General features: G+C 73.4%; 15 protein-coding genes and 1 pseudogene. 8 read left to right on the top strand and 8 right to left on the bottom strand.

Annotation, left to right across the window (positions count from 1 at the left end):
* Window positions 1–109: 109 nt before the first annotated feature.
* From hutU to hutI, 4 genes are read left to right on the top strand one after another with little or no spacing between them, the layout of a single operon-like run.
* Window positions 110–1,771, top strand: coding sequence for a urocanate hydratase (gene hutU, locus ABZW17_RS43110; protein WP_354827618.1), 1,662 nt, complete (start codon window positions 110–112; stop codon window positions 1,769–1,771).
* Window positions 1,768–2,964, top strand: a complete 1,197-nt coding sequence (locus ABZW17_RS43105) for an allantoate amidohydrolase (RefSeq protein WP_354827615.1) — start codon at window positions 1,768–1,770, stop codon at window positions 2,962–2,964. Before hutU ends, ABZW17_RS43105 begins: the two co-directional genes overlap by 4 nt.
* Window positions 2,961–4,298, top strand: a complete 1,338-nt coding sequence (locus tag ABZW17_RS43100) for a formimidoylglutamate deiminase (RefSeq protein WP_354827612.1) — start codon at window positions 2,961–2,963, stop codon at window positions 4,296–4,298. Before ABZW17_RS43105 ends, ABZW17_RS43100 begins: the two co-directional genes overlap by 4 nt.
* Window positions 4,286–5,434, top strand: a complete 1,149-nt coding sequence (gene hutI / locus ABZW17_RS43095; RefSeq protein WP_354827609.1) for an imidazolonepropionase — start codon at window positions 4,286–4,288, stop codon at window positions 5,432–5,434. The genes ABZW17_RS43100 and hutI overlap by 13 nt, the downstream gene beginning before the upstream one ends.
* Here the strand turns inward: hutI and ABZW17_RS43090 are convergent.
* Together ABZW17_RS43090 and ABZW17_RS43085 are read right to left on the bottom strand one after the other, a co-directional pair.
* On the bottom strand, window positions 5,418–6,284 hold the full coding sequence (locus ABZW17_RS43090) for a lipase (RefSeq protein WP_354827606.1): 867 nt from the start codon (window positions 6,282–6,284) through the stop codon (window positions 5,418–5,420). The genes hutI and ABZW17_RS43090 overlap by 17 nt on opposite strands.
* Window positions 6,285–6,365: 81 nt before the next feature.
* The gene (locus ABZW17_RS43085; RefSeq protein ID WP_354827603.1) at window positions 6,366–7,772 is read right to left on the bottom strand and encodes an acyltransferase; all 1,407 of its coding nucleotides are present in this window, start codon (window positions 7,770–7,772) and stop codon (window positions 6,366–6,368) included.
* 194 nt (window positions 7,773–7,966) lie between these two features.
* Between ABZW17_RS43085 and ABZW17_RS43080 the strand changes: the two genes are divergently transcribed.
* Both ABZW17_RS43080 and ABZW17_RS43075 read left to right on the top strand, forming a co-directional pair.
* Entirely contained in the window at window positions 7,967–9,094 is a 1,128-nt protein-coding gene (locus ABZW17_RS43080) for an inorganic phosphate transporter (protein WP_354827600.1), read from the top strand.
* A gap of 8 nt (window positions 9,095–9,102) precedes the next feature.
* Entirely contained in the window at window positions 9,103–9,324 is a 222-nt protein-coding gene (locus ABZW17_RS43075; protein WP_354827597.1) for a hypothetical protein, read from the top strand.
* Here the strand turns inward: ABZW17_RS43075 and ABZW17_RS43070 are convergent.
* Both ABZW17_RS43070 and ABZW17_RS43065 read right to left on the bottom strand, forming a co-directional pair.
* Window positions 9,306–10,055, bottom strand: a complete 750-nt coding sequence (locus tag ABZW17_RS43070; RefSeq protein WP_354827594.1) for a hypothetical protein — start codon at window positions 10,053–10,055, stop codon at window positions 9,306–9,308. The two genes, ABZW17_RS43075 and ABZW17_RS43070, sit on opposite strands and share 19 nt — an antisense overlap.
* The gene (locus ABZW17_RS43065; protein WP_354827591.1) at window positions 10,052–10,261 is read right to left on the bottom strand and encodes a hypothetical protein; all 210 of its coding nucleotides are present in this window, start codon (window positions 10,259–10,261) and stop codon (window positions 10,052–10,054) included. The genes ABZW17_RS43070 and ABZW17_RS43065 overlap by 4 nt, the downstream gene beginning before the upstream one ends.
* 188 nt (window positions 10,262–10,449) lie before the next feature.
* On the opposite strand from ABZW17_RS43065, the gene ABZW17_RS43060 reads away from it, so the two are divergent.
* Complete coding sequence (locus ABZW17_RS43060; protein ID WP_354827588.1) at window positions 10,450–12,012, top strand: histidine kinase; 1,563 nt, start codon at window positions 10,450–10,452, stop codon at window positions 12,010–12,012.
* Complete coding sequence (locus ABZW17_RS43055; RefSeq protein WP_354827585.1) at window positions 12,009–12,683, top strand: response regulator transcription factor; 675 nt, start codon at window positions 12,009–12,011, stop codon at window positions 12,681–12,683. The genes ABZW17_RS43060 and ABZW17_RS43055 overlap by 4 nt, the downstream gene beginning before the upstream one ends.
* 503 nt (window positions 12,684–13,186) lie before the next feature.
* Here ABZW17_RS43055 and ABZW17_RS43050 read toward each other — a convergent pair.
* The 4 genes and pseudogenes from ABZW17_RS43050 to ABZW17_RS43035 form a co-directional block, all read right to left on the bottom strand.
* Entirely contained in the window at window positions 13,187–13,966 is a 780-nt protein-coding gene (locus tag ABZW17_RS43050) for an ABC transporter permease (RefSeq protein WP_354827582.1), read from the bottom strand.
* Window positions 13,963–14,877, bottom strand: a complete 915-nt coding sequence (locus tag ABZW17_RS43045; protein ID WP_354827579.1) for an ATP-binding cassette domain-containing protein — start codon at window positions 14,875–14,877, stop codon at window positions 13,963–13,965. Before ABZW17_RS43045 ends, ABZW17_RS43050 begins: the two co-directional genes overlap by 4 nt.
* 70 nt (window positions 14,878–14,947) lie before the next feature.
* Window positions 14,948–17,341 (bottom strand): ATP-dependent helicase HrpB, encoded by a 2,394-nt coding sequence (hrpB, locus tag ABZW17_RS43040; RefSeq protein WP_354827576.1) that lies wholly within the window; start codon window positions 17,339–17,341, stop codon window positions 14,948–14,950.
* A 13-nt stretch (window positions 17,342–17,354) separates the two neighbouring features.
* Window positions 17,355–18,167, bottom strand: a pseudogene (locus tag ABZW17_RS43035) (glutamate ABC transporter substrate-binding protein); the annotation flags it as partial.
* Window positions 18,168–18,200: the final 33 nt, after the last annotated feature.

Genomic DNA, 18,200 nt, shown 5'->3' with positions numbered 1-18,200 from the left:
CCGGCCCCCCCCCGCGCCCCCCCCCCCCCTCTCTGTGTGTTTGTTTTTTTTTTTAATAACTTTCTAAAACCAGCTCCACCCCCCCCACGACCGCCTACCTGGAGGTCTGATGAACCACGAGCCCCGCGTAGTCCGTGCCGCCCGCGGCACCCAGCTCACCGCCAAGTCGTGGCAGACCGAGGCCGCGCTGCGGATGTTCCACAACAACCTCGACCCCGACGTCGCCGAGCGGCCCGAGGACCTGGTCGTCTACGGCGGCACCGGCAAGGCCGCGCGCAACTGGGCCAGCTTCGACGCGATCACCCGCGAACTGACCACTTTGGAGGTCGACGAGACGCTGCTGGTGCAGTCGGGCAAGCCGGTCGGCGTGTTCCGCACGCACGAGTGGGCGCCGCGCGTGCTCATCGCGAACTCGAACCTGGTCGGCGACTGGGCGACCTGGCCGGAGTTCCGGCGCCTGGAACAGCAGGGCCTGACGATGTACGGCCAGATGACCGCGGGCTCGTGGATCTACATCGGCACGCAGGGCATCCTCCAGGGCACGTACGAAACCTTCGCCGCCGTCGCGAAGAAGAAGTTCGGCGGGTCCCTGAAAGGCACGTTGACGGTGACCGCCGGCCTCGGCGGCATGGGTGGCGCGCAGCCGCTCGCGGTGACCATGAACGACGGCGTCGCGCTGGTCATCGAGTGCGACCCGCAGCGCGCGCACCGCCGCGTCGAGACCCGTTACCTCGACGAGGTGGCCGACGATCTCGACGACGCCATCGCCCGCGTGACCAAGGCCAAGCAGGAGAAGCGCGCGCTGTCGGTCGGTGTCGTCGGCAACGCGGCCGAGGTGCTGCCGGAGCTGCTGCGCCGGGGCGTCGAGGTCGACATCGTCACCGACCAGACGTCCGCGCACGACCCGCTTTCGTACCTGCCCAAGGGCGTCAGCGTCGAGGACTGGCACGACTACGCGGCCAAGAAGCCCGACGAGTTCACCGACCGCTCACGCGAGTCGATGGCCGACCACGTCGACGCCATGCTCGGCTTCCTCGACCGCGGCGCCGAGGTCTTCGACTACGGCAACTCGCTGCGCGGCGAGGCCAAGCTCGGTGGTTGCGAGCGCGCGTTCGACTTCCCCGGCTTCGTGCCCGCCTACATCCGCCCGCTGTTCTGCGAGGGCAACGGCCCGTTCCGCTGGGCCGCGCTCTCCGGTGACCCCGAGGACATCGCGGCCACCGACCGCGCGATGCTGGAACTGTTCCCGGAGAACGAATCCCTCGCGCGCTGGATCAAGCTGGCGGGCGAACGCGTGGCGTTCCAGGGGCTGCCCGCCCGGATCTGCTGGCTCGGCTACGGCGAACGCCACCTGGCCGGCCTGCGGTTCAACGAGATGGTGGCCAGCGGCGAGCTCAAGGCGCCGGTCGTCATCGGCCGCGACCACCTCGACTCCGGCAGCGTCGCCTCGCCGTACCGCGAGACCGAGGGCATGGCCGACGGGTCCGACGCCATCGCCGACTGGCCGCTGCTGAACGCGCTGGTCAACACGTCCTCGGGGGCCAGCTGGGTGTCGATCCACCACGGCGGCGGCGTCGGCATGGGCCGGTCCATCCACGCCGGGCAGGTCAGCGTCGCCGACGGGACGCCGCTGGCCGCGCAGAAGCTCGAGCGGGTGCTCACCAACGACCCGGGCATGGGCGTCATCCGGCACGTCGACGCGGGTTACGAGCGCGCGGCCGATGTCGCCGCCGAGCGGGGTGTGCGGGTGCCGGTGCGGGAGGACGGGTGAGCGCCTCCGGGCTGCTGGGCGAGATCGCCGACGTCGGGCGCGACCGGAAGCGCGGCGGCTACTCGCGGCACGCCTTCGACCTGCCCGAACAGGACCTGCGCGCGTGGTTCGGCGAGCGCGCGCTGGGCCTCGGGCTCGACGTCGATACCGACCACAACGGCAACATCTGGGCCTGGTGGGGCCCGCCGGGACCGGACGCCGTCGTCACCGGCAGCCACCTCGACTCGGTCCCCGGCGGCGGTGCCTTCGACGGACCCCTGGGCGTCGCGAGCGCCCTGGCCGCGGTGGAATCCCTGCAGGCGCGCGGGTTCCGGCCGGGCAAGCCGTTCGCCGTCGTCGTGTTCGCCGAAGAGGAGGGCGGCCGGTTCGGCGTCCCGTGCCTGGGTTCGCGGCTGCTCACCGGCACGATCGACGCCGACAAGGCGCGCGGGCTGCGGGACGCCGACGGCGTGACGTTCGCCGAGGCGGCCGCGAAGTCCGGCTTCGACCCGGAGCGGGTGGGGCCGGATCCCGCGCGGCTCGGGCTGATCGGCAAGTTCCTGGAGCTGCACGTCGAGCAGGGCCGCGGGCTGATCGACCTCGGCTCGCCGGTCGCCGTGGGCAGCACGGTGATCGCGCACGGGCGGTGGCGGTTCTCCTTCACCGGGCAGGGAAACCACGCCGGCGCGACGCTGCTGGCCGACCGGGCCGACCCGATGCTGCCCGCCGCCGCGACGGTCACCGCCGTCCGGCGGCTGGCTCACGCCGTGCCCGACGCGCGGGCGACGGTCGGCCGTCTGGTGCCGACGCCGGGCGGGACCAACGTCATCGCGTCCACTGTGGACCTGTGGTTGGACGCGCGGGTGCCGGGTACGGCCACTCCGGCGCTGGTGTCCGATATCGCGGCGGCTGCCGAGGCCGCCGCGGCGGAGGAAGGCTGCCGGGTCGAGGTGACCCGGGAGTCCTATTCGGACGATGTCGTGTTCGACGCTGCGCTGCGCGGCGACCTCGGCGGCTGGCTCGGGGCGCCGCCGGAGCTGCCGACCGGCGCCGGGCACGACGCCGCGATCCTCGCCGGGTTCGTCCCGGCCGGAATGCTCTACGTGCGCAACCCGACCGGGATCAGCCACTCGCCGGAGGAGTTCGCCGAGGCCGACGACGTCGAAGCGGGCGCGGCGGCGCTGGCCACGGTTCTGGAGCGGCTGGCGCGATGACTCCCGGCCCGCGGGGGCGCCCCCCGATTCCAGCCTATCGTCCGGCACCGACAGTTTTCTGGTGCGAACAGGCCTGGCTACCGGACGGGATCGCGTCCGGCGTCCGGATCGAGGTCGCGGACGGGCGGATCACTTCGGTGACGCCGGATTCGCCGCGGTCCGGCACCGTGCTGGCCGGGCTCACGCTGCCCGGCTTCGCGAACGGGCACTCGCACGCGTTCCACCGGGCGCTTCGCGGCCGGACGCACCACGAACGCGGCACGTTCTGGACGTGGCGCGAGCGGATGTACACCCTTGCCGCCCGGCTCGATCCCGACACCTACTACCGGCTGGCCCGCGGGGTCTACGCCGAGATGGTGCTGGGCGGGTACACCAGCGTCGGCGAGTTCCACTACCTGCACCACGCGCCCGGCGGGAAGCCGTACGCCGATCCGAACGCGATGGGGGAGGCGCTGCGGCAGGCCGCGGCCGACGCCGGGATCCGGCTGACGCTCCTGGACACGTGCTACCTGGCCGGCGGCATCGGCGTCGAGCCGGACGAGGTCCAGCGGCGGTTCTCCGACGGCTCGGCCTCGGCGTGGGCGTCGCGGGTGGCTGCGCTGAAAGAAGCCGAGCTGTTCCGGGTCGGCGCGGCGATCCATTCGGTGCGGGCGGTTCCGGCCGATCAGCTGTCGCTTGTGGACAGTTCGCGGGTCGTGCACGTCCACCTGTCGGAGCAGCGGGCCGAGAACGAGCAATGCCAGGCCGCCTACGGCCGCACGCCCACCGAGCTGCTGGCCGATCGTGGGGTGCTGACCGAACGCCTGGTCGCCGTGCACGCCACGCACCTGACGGCGACGGACATCGACCGGCTGAGCGGCGCGCGGGCGTGCTTCTGCCCGACCACCGAACGCGACCTCGGCGACGGCATCGGCCCGGCCCGCGCCCTGCGGGACGCCGGGGTGCGGCTGTGCGTCGGCAGCGACAGCAACGCCGTCGTCGACGCCTTCGAGGAGACCCGCGCGCTGGAGCTGGACGACCGGCTGGCCAGCGAGGAACGCGGCCGGTTCAGTGCCGGGGAGCTCCTGGAGGCGGGCACGGACCACGCGGCGATCGGGTGGGACGAGGTCGGCGCGCTCGCCGAGGGGGCGGGCGCGGACTTCGTCACGGTGGCCCTGGATTCGGTGCGGACGGCCGGGATCGAGCCTTCGGGCGTGGTGTTCGCCGCCTCCGGGGCCGACGTCCGGCACGTCGTCGTCGCCGGCCGCGAGATCGTGCGCGACGGCGAGCACCTGCTCGTCGAACGACCGGAAACCGTACTGGCGAAGGAGATCGAGGCACTGTGGCGGTCCTGATCACGGGCATCGGCGAACTCACCACCCACGACCCGGAACTGGGCCGGCTCACCGGCGCGGCCCTGGTCCTGGACGGCTCGAGCGTCGCCTGGGCGGGCCCGGCGTCGGACGCGCCCGACGCCGACGAGCGCATCGACGTCGAAGGCCGCGCGGTGCTGCCCGGCTGGGTCGACAGCCACACGCACCTCGTCTTCGCCGGCGACCGCACCGCCGAGTTCGAGGCGCGGATGGCCGGGAAGCCCTACACCGCGGGCGGAATCGCGACCACCGTCGGCGCGACGCGCGAGGCGTCCGACGAGCAGCTGGCGGCGAACCTGCGCCGGCACGTCGAAGAAGCGGCCCGGCAGGGGACGACCTGCCTGGAGACGAAGACGGGCTACGGGCTGACCGTCGCGGACGAGGCGCGGTCCGCGCGGATCGCCGGCGAGGTGGCCGACGAGGTCACCTTCCTGGGCGCGCACCTGGTCCCGCCGGGCGCCGACGCGGAGTCCTATGTGGATCTCGTGTGCGGCGAGATGCTCGACGCCGTCGCGGAAAGCGTGCGGTGGGCGGACGTCTTCTGCGAGACCGGCGCGTTCGACGAGGCCCAGTCTTCGCGGGTGCTGAAGGCCGCCGCCGAACGCGGGCTCGGGTTGCGCGTCCACGGCAACCAGCTCGGCGAGGGCCCCGGCGTCCGGCTGGCGGTGGAGCTCGGGGCGGCCAGCGTCGACCACTGCACGTACCTTTCGGACGCCGACGTCGAGGCGCTCGCGGCGTCCGAGACCGTGGCGACGCTGCTGCCCGCGTGCGATTTGTCGACCCGACAGCCCCTCGCCCCCGCGCGGCGGCTGCTCGACGCGGGGGCGACGGTGGCGCTGGCCAGCAACGCCAACCCGGGCAGCTCGTACACGACGTCGATGGCGTTCTGCGTCGCGACGGCGGTGCTGCAGATGCGGATGACGATCGAGGAAGCCGTCTGGGCGGCGACGGCGGGCGGCGCGAAGGCGTTGCGGCGGGAGGACGTGGGCGTCCTGCGCCCGGGAGCCCGGGCGGACGTCCACGTCCTCGACGCGCCTTCGGTGACGCACCTGGCCTACCGGCCGGGGGTGCCGCTGACGCACGCGGTGTGGCGCGCCGGGGTCAGAGTGGCAGGGTGAACGGCGTGCAGGACGGCCGGTAGCTCGCGTCCAGCGCGTGCAGGATCAGCCCGGTGACGTTCGGGTCGATCGCCTGGCTCAGGTGGCCCGAAGCGTCGGACGGGCAGAAGTCCTGCAGCACGATGTCCGTCGCGCCCCGCTCGTTCAGGACGCCGCTCGTGTACGGCGTCACGACCTCGTCGTACCGGCTCACGATGCTCGTGTACGCCGGGCCGGCCACGTGGACGCCGCCGCGGGCGAGGTCGTCCAGGAAGGCCGACGGGGCCAGGTATTCCGTGCAGGCGCCACAGGCCGTCTTCAGGATCACGCCGAGGCCCGGGACTGTCGTGAGGAGCGCTTTGGCGAGCGCGTCGATACCGCCGAGGGTGGTCCCGCGGTAGTTCGCGCCGAAGCCGACGAAGTGCGCCACCTTCGGTGCGCCGCCGCCGTACTTGAGGTAGTACGCCGGCATCGTGCTGCCTTCGGAGTGGCCCACGATGTCGACCTTCGCCGCGCCCGTCGCGGTCCGGACCCGGTCGACGAACCGGCCGAGCTGGGTGGCGCTGTCGCGCATCGACGCGAGGCCGCCGACGCCCGGGCCGAGGACGCCGGTGCCGTAGGTCAGGGAGAACACGCAGTAGCCCGCGCCGGCGATCTTCGGCGCGTGGAAGAACCAGTTGACGGAGTCGTTCGCGCCGAGGCCGTGCACCAGGACGACGGGCTGGGGGTGCGCCGCCGTCGGCCGGCAGGCCCAGTCGTTCCAGCCGCTGCCCGTCGCCGCGTCGGCGACCGCCGGGGTGGCGACGCCCAGGGTGAGCGCCGCGACGACCGCGGTCAGGACTCGCTTGGCACCGCGGTTGGTGACCCGCATCAGACTGCCTCCGATTACCCGTCAGTAGGTGACGCAGATCATGATCGGTCACAGGACGGCGGAAGCAACCTGGGAAAACGCTCAGAGTTGTCCCGCGTTCGTTGTGACGGGTGACAACGAGGGCTTGCGGGCGGCCACCGCGATCCCGGCCAGGGCGACCAGGCCGCAGAGCCAGGCGAACCAGTCGCCGAACCGGGCATACGGGGTCTTTCCGGCACTGACCGGGACGTCGGCCACGACGACCGAGAACGGGTGGTCGCCGGTGCGGGTTTCGGCCAGGACGTGCCCCTGGGCGTCGGCCAGCATCGGCGTGCCGCGGGCGGCGCTCCACGCCACCGAGAAACCGTTTTCGACGCCGCGGATCAGGGCCGTGCGGCTGTGCGCCCAGCCGTCGGCGTCCTCGTCGGACGCCGGGACGAGGACCAGGCCGGTGCCGCCTTCGCCGTATTCGCTGCTGGGATCGGCGAAGTTGACGTCCATGCACACCATCAGGCCGGTGGCGGCGAACCGGGTGAGCTCGGTGCCGGACCGGAGGTTCGGCGAATTCCCGTTGTGCCACTTGCGGTATTCGAGCGGGGCGCCGGAGGGCGGCACGGCGAGCGCGGCGTTGAACCGCCCGTCCGCCGTCGTGTCGATGACGCCGGTGACGACGTCGAGGTTCTTCGCGCGGGCGACCTGGGCGAAGCTCTCGACGAGCCGTGGACGGGTGGCCTGGTCGACCGCGAACGTCGCTTCCGGCAGCACGACGGCCCGGACGCCGTCCGGCAGCCGGCGGATCTGGTCCACATAGGACTGGACGAGCGCCTGCCCGTCCGGAGTGGCGATGTCGGGCGCCCAGCGGTACTGGCCCGGTGCGACCAACGCGATCCGGGTCGACGGGCCGGGCCGCGGGGGCGCGCTCCAGAACACGAGCCCGCCGGCGATCGCGACGAGCGCGACGACGGGGACGAGCCGGGTCCGGGCGCGCAGGCCGGGCGCGAGCGCGGCGGCGACGGCGGCCGGGACGAACAGCACGAGGAACTCCACGCCCCAGCCGCCGGTGACCGCGGCGATCCGCAGCACGGCCGGCCGGTCCGCCTGCGTCGTCATCAGGGTGTCCACGACGCCGGTCGGGTTCAGCAGCGAGACGACGTAGAGGGCCACGGTCCACAACGCCGGTGCGGCGAGCGCGCCCAGGAAGCCGTGGCCGCGCCGGACCAGCGGCCGGAACAGCGCGACCGCCAGCGCGAACAGCAGCGCGCTGCCGCCGAGGATCCCGAGCGCGGCCGGCCGCGGGACCGACTGCGAGTGCCAGAAGTAGCTCCAGCTGCCGGCGCTGCCCGCGAGGTAGGCGGTGAACGCGCAGAGCAGCGCGACTCCGCCGTGGACGCGGGGTGCGAGCAGCAGGACCGGCAGCGGCGCCAGCCACGCGAGCTCGGGCAGCGGGTCGAGGCCCGTGCCGAAGAAGAACAGCAAAGCCGACGCCGCTGTCGCAAAAAGCGCTTTCACCGGGTGCCCCTTTCGCCCGGTTCGAAGGTCCCAGGCGGGGCCGGTCCGCGCACTGGGCCAGACCACCGGATCGCGGGTGGGGCTGCCCCCACCCCGGTTCATCGAGAGTTCAGGGAGCCGTCACACGACAGGGATCGGCGGCCGTCCCGTTGATCAGTAGCGTTGCTAACGAACAGCAACGGAAGCGAGCCGCCATGGACTTCTCCCTGATCGTGCTGGTGGTGATCGTCGCGGCGCTCGCCTTCGACTTCACCAACGGCTTCCACGACACCGCCAACGCGATGGCCACGTCCATCGCCACCGGGGCGCTCAAGCCGAAGGTCGCGGTCGGCGTGTCCGCCGTGCTGAACCTGGTCGGCGCCTTCCTCTCGGTCGAGGTCGCGAAGACGATCTCCGGCGGGATCGTCGACGACACGAAGGTGACGCCGGTGATCATCTTCGCCGGGCTCGTCGGCGCCATCGTCTGGAACCTGGTGACCTGGCTGATCGGGCTGCCGTCGAGCTCGTCGCACGCGCTGTTCGGCGGGCTGATCGGCGCCACCTGGATCGCGTCCGGCTCGGACGCCGTCCACTTCGGGAAGGTCGTCGAGAAGGTCCTGATCCCCGCGCTCGCCTCGCCGCTCGTCGCCGGGATCGTCGCGACGCTGGGCACGTTCCTCGTCTACCGGATCACCGCCCGCGCCAAGCAGGACACGGTGGGCCGGACCTTCAAGGCCGGCCAGATCGCGTCGGCCTCGCTGGTGTCGCTGGCGCACGGGACGAACGACGCGCAGAAGACCATGGGTGTCATCACGCTGACGCTGATCGCGTCCGGCTCGCTCGCGCCGAACTCGGGACCGCCGCTGTGGGTGATCCTGACCGCCGGCACGGCGATCGCGCTCGGGACCTACCTCGGCGGCTGGCGGATCATCCAGACGATGGGCAAGAAGCTCACCGAAATCCAGACCCCGCAGGGCTTCGCGGCGGAGACCAGCGCGGCGGCCGTCATCCTGACGTCGGCGCACCTCGGGTTCGCGCTGTCGACCACGCACGTCTGCTCGGGCGGCATCATCGGCTCCGGCCTGGGCCGCAAGCTCGCCGAAGTCCGCTGGGGCGTCGCCGGCCGGATGGTCCTCGCCTGGGCGCTGACGCTGCCGGCCGCCGCGATCGTCGGCGCGCTCGCCGCCGAGGTCTCGACGCTCGGGACCTGGGGCACCGTGCTGGTCGGCCTGGCCGGGGTCGTCATCGCGCTGGGCATCTACCTCGCGTCGAAGCGGAACCCGGTCAACGCGAACTCCATCCACGAGCCCGAGCCCGGCGTCACGCAGCCGGCCAACGCCTGAGGAGCGCCATGCACATCAACTGGGGTTCCCTCGGTCTCGTCTTCGTCGTCGCGCTCGGCTCGGTCGTGGTGCTGACGAGCCTCTTCTCCTTCGGGGTGGTCGGGCTCTCGCAGCGCGAATCGGCCCGGGCGGCGGGCGGCTCGGGCAGCGGGCCGCTGGCCGGCGCGGTCGTCTGCTTCGCCGCCTGCGCGGCGATCGTCGGCTACGGGATCTACCTGATCGTCGCCTGAACGCGCTCGCGGAACCCGCCGGGCAGCCCGCCGACCATCGGCACCAGGGTCGCCCGGCGGGTTTCGGAGAGGTGGGCGAGCAGGTCCAGCGCCGGGGTCCAGAGGTCCTCGTCGGCGGCCGCCGCGGTGACCAGCCGGCCGAGGCGGTGGGCTGGGAGCAGGCCGACGACGTGGTCGATGCGGTGCTTGTCGTCGAGCACGAACGCGATCCGCAGCAGCGCCGGGTCGTCGATCCCCTCCAAGGCGCGCCGCACGGTCGGGTCGGGCAGGTGGCCGACGAACCGGCCGAGGGTGATCCAGTCCTCCTTGGCCGCCAGCTCGGCGGCGACCGCGAGCACGGTGTCCAGCGGGATGCGGCTGATGATCGCGCTCGCCCGCCGCGGGTCGAGCTCCGCCGCCACTTCGGCGAGGAACCGCGGGCTGAGCCGCTTGGCGACGTCGACGCCGCGCGAGACGTCCACCAGCCCGGCGATCCGGGCGCACAGCAGCGGGCCGAACACCTTCTCGGCGATCTTGGCGAGCACGCCGACCGGCACCACCCGCGCGGCCAGCGCCATCCGCTGCAGTGCGGCGGCGTTCGCGTCGAACAGCGTGTCGGTGACCTGCTCGCGGAAGGACCGCAGGTCGTCGGCGTCGACGCGCGCGAGGTAGCCGAGCCGCGCCGGCTCGACGTCCAGGACGCGGGCGAGCTTGAGGATCTCCGCCTCGGCCGCGTAGTTCTCCGCGGTCACAGGCCGACCGCCTTGCGGACCGCGCCGCGCAGCAGTGCGGGGACGTACCGGAGACCTTCCTCGCCCGCCTCGGCGAGCGCTTTCGCCTGCCGCCTGCGCGCGTCGCGCAACGCGTCGGCGAGGTCCTGCCGCTCGTGCGCTTCGAGGGCCTCGATGCCTTCGGGGAGGTAGCCGCCCAACTGATCGGCGAGTGTGCGCTCGGCCATGGTGGATCATCATGCAACACCGCGGGCGCTGTTCGCACGAGACGGTACGCATTGATCTGTAACGAGAGCACTGCTCACCACCGCTGGTGGTGCGATGCTCCGAAGTGAGAGCACTGCTCTCGCCGCCGTGGCGAAGGTTGACTTTCGGCAGTGGCCGGTCCGCCGGCACGGCTTGTAGCTTCGAACCCGTGCGGGAGGTGGTGAAGCGCCGGTGGCGCGTGGGGTTCGACGTGCTGCTCGGGCTGTTCCTCGCCTTCGTCGTCGTGTCCGACACCGTGAACGCCCGGTCGCCGTGGGAGATCGCCGGCGGCCTCGCCGTCGTCGCGGGCTCGGTGGCCACGGCCCGGCGGTACCCGGTCGTTTCGCTCGGCATCGCGCTGGCCGGGGTGCTCGCGGTGACGTTCCCGTTCGGCGACCACGTGCCGGTGTGGGTGGTGTTCGTGCTGGTCGCGATGAGCTACCAGGCCGGGCTGCGGATGGCGCGGGCCCGGCCGGGCGTGCTGATCGGCGCCGGCGTCACGGTCCTCGGGCTGCCGCTGTCGCTGCTCGTCGGGCCCGACGGCCTCGGCGACTGGGGTGCGATGGTGGCGATCCTCGTGTTCGCCGGGCTGTCGCCGTGGCTGCTCGGCCGGTACGTCCGGGTCCGCGGCGAGCTCGCCCGCACCGGGTGGCGCCGCGCCGAGGAGATGGAAAGCCGGCAGCGGCTGGTCGCCGAGCAGGCGCGGCTGCGCGAACGCGCGCGGATCGCCGGCGACATGCACGACTCGCTGGGGCACGAGCTGAGCCTGATCGCCGTCCGGGCCGCCGCGCTGGAGGTCGCGGGCGGGCTCGACGACGTCCAGCGCGACGCGGCGGGGCAGCTGCGGGCCAGCGCGGCGGCGGCGACCGATCGGCTGCGGGAGATCATCGGCGTGCTGCGCGAGGACGCCGCGCCGGTCGAGCCGGTGCAGGGCGACCTCGGGGCGCTGATCGCGCGGGCGCGGGCGTCGGGCCTGGCCATCGAGTCCACAGTGGACATCGAGGCGGCGCCGCCGATGGTGGCCCGCGCCGCCTACCGCGTGGTCCAGGAAGCCCTGACGAACGTGGCGAAGCACGCGCCGGGGGCCGCCGTGACGGTCCGGGTGACCAGCGGTGACGGTCAGACCGACGTCAGCGTGGTCAACGCGCGGCCGCCGGCCGGGCCGCTGCCCGGGGCCGCGTCCGGGCACGTCGGGCTGATCGGCCTGCGTGAACGCGCCCGGCTCGTCGGCGGCACGCTGCGGGCCGGCCCGCACGAGGGCGGGTTCGCCGTCGCGGCCCGGCTGCCGCACGGCGCGGCGCCGGCCGAACTGCAAGAGGCCGACGAGCCCTTGCCGTCGGCGTCGGCCCGGGCGCTGGAACTGGCCCGGCGGGACGTGCGGCGCAGCCTGGTGCAGGCGATCGCCGTCCCGTGCGGGCTGTTCGGCGTGGTGCTCGCGGTGAGCGGCATCGTCTTCCTGTACCAGTGGAACTCCTCGGAGCTGCCCGGGCCGGTCTACGACGGGCTGCGGATCGGGCAGTCCCGGGCCGAGGTGGGGCCGCGGCTGCCCGCCCACCAGCGCTCGGCCCGGCCGGTGCGGGGCGAGCCGCCGATGCCGGCGGTGCCCGGCGTCGCGTGCGAGTACTACGGCACGGGCCGGTCGTGGCTGGACAACGACTACGCCGCCTACCGGCTGTGCTTCGCCGATGGGAAACTGGTCGCCGAGGACAGGTTCGCCGAGGGGGCACCGTGATCAGGGTCGTGCTGGCCGACGACGAGGCGCTGATGCGGGCGGGGGTGGCGGCGATCCTCGCCGCCGACGCGGGGATCGAGGTCGTCGCCGAGGCGCCCGACGGCCGGTCCGCGGTCTCGCAGGTCCTCGCGACGCACCCCGACGTGGTGCTGCTGGACATCCGGATGCCGGGCCTGGACGGCCTCGGCGCGGCCGCCGAGATCCGCCGGCTGCGGCCCGCCACCGGCGTGATCATGCTGACGACGTTCGGCGAGGACGACTACATCGAGCGCGCGCTGAGCCTCGGCGCGGGCGGATTCCTGCTGAAGTCGGGCGACCCCCGCGAACTGCTGGCCGGCATCCACGCGGTCGCCGACGGCGCCGCGTTCCTCTCGCCGAAGGTGGCGCAGCGGGTGATCGCCCGCCTCTCCGGCGGCCGGCTGGCACGCGCGGCCGCGGCCCGCGAGCGGATCGCCGCGCTGACCCCGCGTGAACGGGAAGTGCTGACGCTGCTGGGTTCCGGACTGTCCAATGCGGACATAGCGGCGAAGATGTTCGTCGTCGAGGGCACGGTGAAGGCGCACGTGAGCACGATCCTGACCCGCCTCGGCGCGAAAAACCGGGTTCAGGCCGCGATCACGGCGTACGAGGCGGGGCTGGTCGGAGGAGACGCGGCACCCGCCACGCCGTGATCTCTCGACCGCCGCCCGCCCGGTCGCTCGCATGATCGGGGGCATCGAGAGACTGCTGAAACAGGGACACGGCCACCGCAGCACGACGCCCCGCTGCCCAAACACCGAACCCAAGCTGAAAGCCCTGTTCGACAAGCTCGCCGCGCATGGACCGCGGCTGGTCGTGGTCGGTCGGGCCGGCCACGATCGGGCGCACGCCGGTAGCGGCCGCCCGCGCCGCCGGACACCAGATGGCCTGCCCGGGTTGGCGATGCGCCGTATCGCCAGCTTCCATCCCCGGCAGTGCCGGAGATCCTGTCCGCTGCGGCAGGCCGACCGGGTCGCCAAGGGCGCCTCAGAATCGCCGCGATCGCGAAGGTTCACGTATCCCGCCTCGGCGAGCGGCTGCTCGAGGCGATCATGACCGCCCTCGGCGAGGAAACCGTCCCAAGCAGCGCCGCCGCGGGGGCGCCCCCCGGTTTCAACGCTACCGGAGGGCACCGACAATTTCCGTTCCCCGACGGTCAAGCGTCCCGGCGGCGCAACACCGCCGCGCCCGCCAGGAGCGCCGCAGCTGCCCAAACCGCGTCGATCACCAAACCCACGCCGGGGGCGTACGGGGCCACCGTCGTCGTCACCGGGTTGGGCCGGCCCGCCTCCACCATCGCGTTGATCCCCGCGATGCCCGGGAAGTACGGCATCGCCTCCGGCCACCCCAGCGACGCCACGATCAGCGGGAGCGGCACCAGCAGCACGATCACCGACACCAACGTCCCCGCCGCGCTGCGCAACGCCCAGCCGATTCCCGTGCACAGCAGCCCCAGGAGTGCGAAGTAGCCGCCCATGCCCGATGCCGTCGTGACCGCCGCCGCGGTTGATGTCGGCAGGCCGTGGCCGTCCTTTGTCACCTCTGCCAACGCCATTCCCGCGCTCGACAGCGCCACTCCGTACGCGAACAGGACCGGCAGCAGCACCGCCGCCTTCGCCAGGACCACCCGTGATCGCGCCGGTGTCCACAGCAGCGTCGAGCGGATGCCGCCGCCGGTGTATTCGCTTGTCACGAACAACGTCGCCAGGGCGATCACCGCGAACTGGGTCAAGTACACCGCGCCACCCAGGGCGATGGTGGATGCGCTCTGCGGGTCGGTTTCGTAGTGCTGGGCAATCGCCGACAACGTTCCGTAGCCCAGCATCAGGACCGTCCCCGCGACCAGGCACCACCAGGTCGCCCGGACCGACCACAGCTTCGTCCACTCCGCCGCCACCGCTCCCGCGAGGCCGCCGTTGCGCACCGGCGCCGTCATGCCGACACCCCGTATTCCACCGAAGCAGCCGTCAGTTCCATGTACGCCTGCTCGAGCGACGCCCGCCGCTCGGCCAGGCCGTGTACGCGGATGCCCAGCTCGTGCACGAGGTCGCCCACCCTGGCCACGTCGAGGCCGTCCACCAGCAGCTCGGCCGGCTCGCCCGGGTGCGTCACGGCACCCTCGGCCCGCAACCGGGCGTCCAAAGTGGAACGTTCCGCGTCGGCGGGGATGTGGACCGACACCGTTGTCCGGGAGTTGCCCGCGATGAACTCCGCGACGGGGCTGTCGGCCAGCAGGCAACCCTTGCCGATCACCACCAGGTGGTCGGCCGTCAGCTGCATTTCGCTCATCAGGTGGCTCGAGACGAACACCGTCCGCCCCTCGGCCGCCAGGGCGCGCATCAGCTGCCGGACCCAGCGGACGCCGTCCGGGTCGAGGCCGTTGACCGGCTCGTCGAACAGCAGGATCGCCGGGTCGCCGAGCAGGGCGCCCGCGATGCCCAGCCGCTGGCCCATGCCGAGCGAGAACTGGCCGGCGCGCTTCCCGGCGACGTCCGAGAGCCCGACGGTCGCCAGGACCTCCTCGACGCGGCTCGCCGCGATGCCGTTGCTGCGTGCCATGGCCAGGAGGTGCTTCCCGGCGCTGCGGCCGGGGTGCAGCGCCTTGGCGTCGAGAAGCGTGCCGACCTCGCGCAGCGGGTGCCGCAGCTCGGCGTACCGCCGGCCGCCGACCAGGGCCTCGCCCGCCTGGGGGTGGTCGAGGCCGACGGTCATCCGCATGGTCGTCGATTTCCCGGCGCCGTTCGGGCCGAGGAACCCGGTCACCCGGCCCGCGGCGACGTCGCAGGTGAGCGCGTCGACGACGGTTTTCTCCCCGTAGCGCTTCGTGAGTCCCCTGAGTGTGATCATACGTCGAAGTCTGCGGTCCGCGGCGGTGCGCGGGCATCGGACGACGGTCGCGGGGCGCCCCCGACTTTCGTCAGGTTCGGCGGCGGGTGTGCCGGGTCGGGGCGGCGGTGGCGGGGTCCTCCGGCCAGGGGTGCCTGGGGTAGCGGCCGCGCAGGTCGGCGCGCACGGCCGGGTAGCCGGACGTCCAGAAGGACGCGAGGTCCGCGGTGATCGCCGCGGGGCGGCCGGCGGGGGAGAGCAGGTGCAGCACCACCGGGACGCCGGCGATCACCGGGGTTTCGGTCCAGCCGAAGGTCTCCTGCAGCTTCACCGCGAGCACCGGCTGGTCACCGCGGTAGTCGACGCGGACGTGCGAGCCCGACGGCACCTCGAGGCGGTCCGGGGCGAGGTCGTCGAGCTTTGCCGCTTCCGGCCAGGGGAGCAGGGCCTTCAGGGCCGTGCCCGCGTTGATGTTCGCGAGGTCGGCTTTGCGGCGGGCGGTGCCGAGGTCCAGCCAGGTGTCCACATCGGACAGCAGGGCGTCGTCGCCGACCGGGGGCCACGGCGGGCCGAGGACGCGGTGCAGGAACGCCATCCGCTCGCGGAGGCGGGTTGCGTCCTGGGACCACTTCAGGAGGCCGAGGCCTTCGGCCTTCAGGCCGGCGACGAGCGCTTCGTGGACATCGGCGTTCTTGAGGGGTTTCTCGGACAGGACGATGGCGCCGAGCTTGCGGACCCGCCGGGCGACGACGTCGCCGTCCCAGGAGACCTCGTCCACTTCGGACACTGCGCCGGCGCGGACGGCGAGGGTTTCGTCGGCGGCCGCGGCGAGGCGGATGGTGCCGTGGACGCGGCCGGGATCGCGGGTGGCCTCGGCGATCGCCAGCCACTCGGCGTCGAGGCCGCTGCCGGGCGGGAGTTCGGCGGCGGTGCCGCCGGCCATGAGGTAGACGGGCGCACCGCCGGGACGCCGCCGCGCGAGCCGTTCCGGGTGCGCGAGGGCGACGACCAGGGCGGAATCGGCCCGGCCTGCAGGCACAGCGGACACCAAGCCCGCCAGCCGCCGCGCTTCGCGCTTCCAGCGTCGCGCGCTTTCGTCCCCGGCCGAGCGCAGCCGCCTCAGCTCCGCGTCGACGTCCGTCAGGGTCGCGCCCGCGTCCAAGAGCGCGACCACTTCCGCCGCGTTGCGGCTGCCGACCTCGGCCGATCCGTCCAGCAGGGCCCGGGCCAGCCGCGGGTGCAGGCCCAGCTCCGCCATCCGCCGTCCGCGCGCGGTCACCGTGCCGTCCGGGGAGGTCGCGCCCAACGCCGCCAGCAGAGCCCGGCCGGCCGCCAGCGCGCCCTCGCCCGGCGGGTCCCACCACGTCAGCCCGCTGCCGTCCGGCGTCGACCAGCACGCCAGCTCCAGCGCCAGCCGGGCCAGCTCGGCCGTGCGGATCTCCGGCTCCGGGTACGCCGGCAGCGTCGCCTGCTCGTGCTCGGCCCAGCAGCGGTACGCCCGCCCGGGCGCCTCGCGGCCCGCGCGGCCGGCGCGCTGGGCCGCCACCGCCGCCGACACCCGGACCGTCGCCAGGCCCGGCAGCCCGCGCCGGTGGTCGACCCGCGGCACGCGCGCCAGGCCCGAATCGACCACCGCGCGCACGCCCGGCACCGTCAGGCTCGACTCCGCCACCGCCGTCGCCAGCACCACCCGCCGCCGGTCACGCGGCCGCAACGCGTCGTCCTGGTGCGCCGCGGACAGCCGTCCGTGCAGCGGGAGAACGTCCACAGTGTCCGATTCGGACAGCCGCAGCAATCCCGCCGTCCGGGCGATCTCCCCGGCGCCGGGCAGGAACGCGAGCACGTCGCCCTCGCCCGACGACAACGCCGTCCGCACCGCCCGCGCGACGCACGCCTCGACGCGCTCGCCGCGCCCCGGCGGGACGTACGAGAACTCCACCGGGTAGGTCCGCGCCGTGGCCGTGACCACCGGGGCGTCGCCGAGCAGGGCCGCGAGCCGCCCGGACGCGACCGTCGCCGAGGTCGCCAGCAGGCGCAGGTCGTCGCGCAGCCCGGCGCGGACGTCCAGGAGCAGCGCCAGCAGCAGGTCCGCGTCCAGGTGCCGCTCGTGGCACTCGTCGAGCAGCACCGTCGACACGCCGGGCAGCTCCGGGTCGCCCTGCACCCGCCGCACCAGCAGCCCCGACGTCACGACCTCGATGCGGGTCCGCGCCGACACCTTCCGGTCGCCGCGCACCGCGTAGCCCACCGTCTCGCCGACCGGTTCACCCAGCAGCGCGGCCATCCGCGCCGCCGCTGCGCGGGCCGCCAGCCGCCGCGGCTCGGCGACGACCACCCGGCCCTCGCTCGCCGCCTCGAGGGCGAGCGGGACCAGCGTCGTCTTCCCCGTGCCCGGCGGCGCCACCAGCACCGCGGTGCCGTGCTCGTCGAGCGCGGCTACGACCTCGGGCAGCACGGACCGGACCGGCAGGTCGGGCAGCTTCACTTCGACGTGACCTCGGGGGCGCGGGCAGCTGGTAACCGGACGGGCCGATGTTCGCGTTGAGCGAGCGCAGCCATTCGCCCGAGGAGATCATCTTCCGGATCGCGTCGTCGACCGCGGACACCCCCTGCGAGTCGCCCTTGCGCAGGCCGATGCCGTAGTCCTCCTTCGAGAACGGCTTGCCGACGAGCTTCAGCAGCTCCGGGTCGCGGGCGACGTACCCGGCCAGGATCACCGCGTCCGTGGTCACGGCGTCGATCTGCCCGGCGAGCAGCGCGGTCACACAGTCGGAGTACCGCGGGTACTCGACCAGCTGGACGGCCTGGGCGAACTTGTCCTTCACCTGCTGCGCCGGCGTCGAGCCGGTCACCGAGCACAGCCGGCGGCCGTTGAGCGCCTCCGGCCCGGCGATGTCGGCCGACGTCCGGCGCACGAGCAGGTCCTGGCCGGTGGTGAAGTACGGGCCGGCGAACGACACGAGCTGCTTGCGCTTGTCGGTGATCGAATAGGTGGCCACGACCAGGTCGACCGCGCCCGAGGTGAGGTCGGTCTCGCGCGTCGCCGACGTCGTCTCGCGCCAGGTGATGTCCTTCGCCGAGACGCCCAGCTCCGACGCGACGAAAGTGGCGACATCGACGTCGAACCCGGCGAACCGGCCGTCGATGGTGTGCTCGGAAAGGCCCGGCGCGTCGAACCGGATGCCGATGGTCAGGTGATCCGTGGCACTCGCCCGGGTGACGAGCGAGTCCGTCGGCGAGACGGACCCCGGGCCGCACGCCGCCGCCGTGACCAGGAGCAACGCCGAGCCGAAGAGCGTGCGCCAGCGCATCCGGCCGCTCCCTCCGCCTCACGTGGTTCTCAG

It is taken from the genome of Amycolatopsis sp. NPDC004625 (genome assembly GCF_040609695.1).
Classification (GTDB): Bacteria; Actinomycetota; Actinomycetes; order Mycobacteriales; family Pseudonocardiaceae; genus Amycolatopsis.
The sequence above is the reverse complement of the archived record's forward strand: the minus strand, read 5'-3'. Positions and strand labels throughout refer to the sequence as shown.

What these genes read in the sequence shown, in the direction of transcription:
- hutU (WP_354827618.1), top strand. Translation starts at nt 110, where the DNA reads ATGAACCACGAGCCCCGCGTAGTCCGTGCCGCCCGCGGCACCCAGCTC.
- ABZW17_RS43050 (WP_354827582.1), bottom strand. Translation starts at nt 13,966, where the DNA reads ATGACGGCGCCGGTGCGCAACGGCGGCCTCGCGGGAGCGGTGGCGGCG.
- ABZW17_RS43090 (WP_354827606.1), bottom strand. Translation starts at nt 6,284, where the DNA reads ATGCGGGTCACCAACCGCGGTGCCAAGCGAGTCCTGACCGCGGTCGTC.
- ABZW17_RS43100 (WP_354827612.1), top strand. Translation starts at nt 2,961, where the DNA reads ATGACTCCCGGCCCGCGGGGGCGCCCCCCGATTCCAGCCTATCGTCCG.
- ABZW17_RS43045 (WP_354827579.1), bottom strand. Translation starts at nt 14,877, where the DNA reads ATGATCACACTCAGGGGACTCACGAAGCGCTACGGGGAGAAAACCGTC.
- ABZW17_RS43075 (WP_354827597.1), top strand. Translation starts at nt 9,103, where the DNA reads ATGCACATCAACTGGGGTTCCCTCGGTCTCGTCTTCGTCGTCGCGCTC.
- ABZW17_RS43065 (WP_354827591.1), bottom strand. Translation starts at nt 10,261, where the DNA reads ATGGCCGAGCGCACACTCGCCGATCAGTTGGGCGGCTACCTCCCCGAA.
- ABZW17_RS43080 (WP_354827600.1), top strand. Translation starts at nt 7,967, where the DNA reads ATGGACTTCTCCCTGATCGTGCTGGTGGTGATCGTCGCGGCGCTCGCC.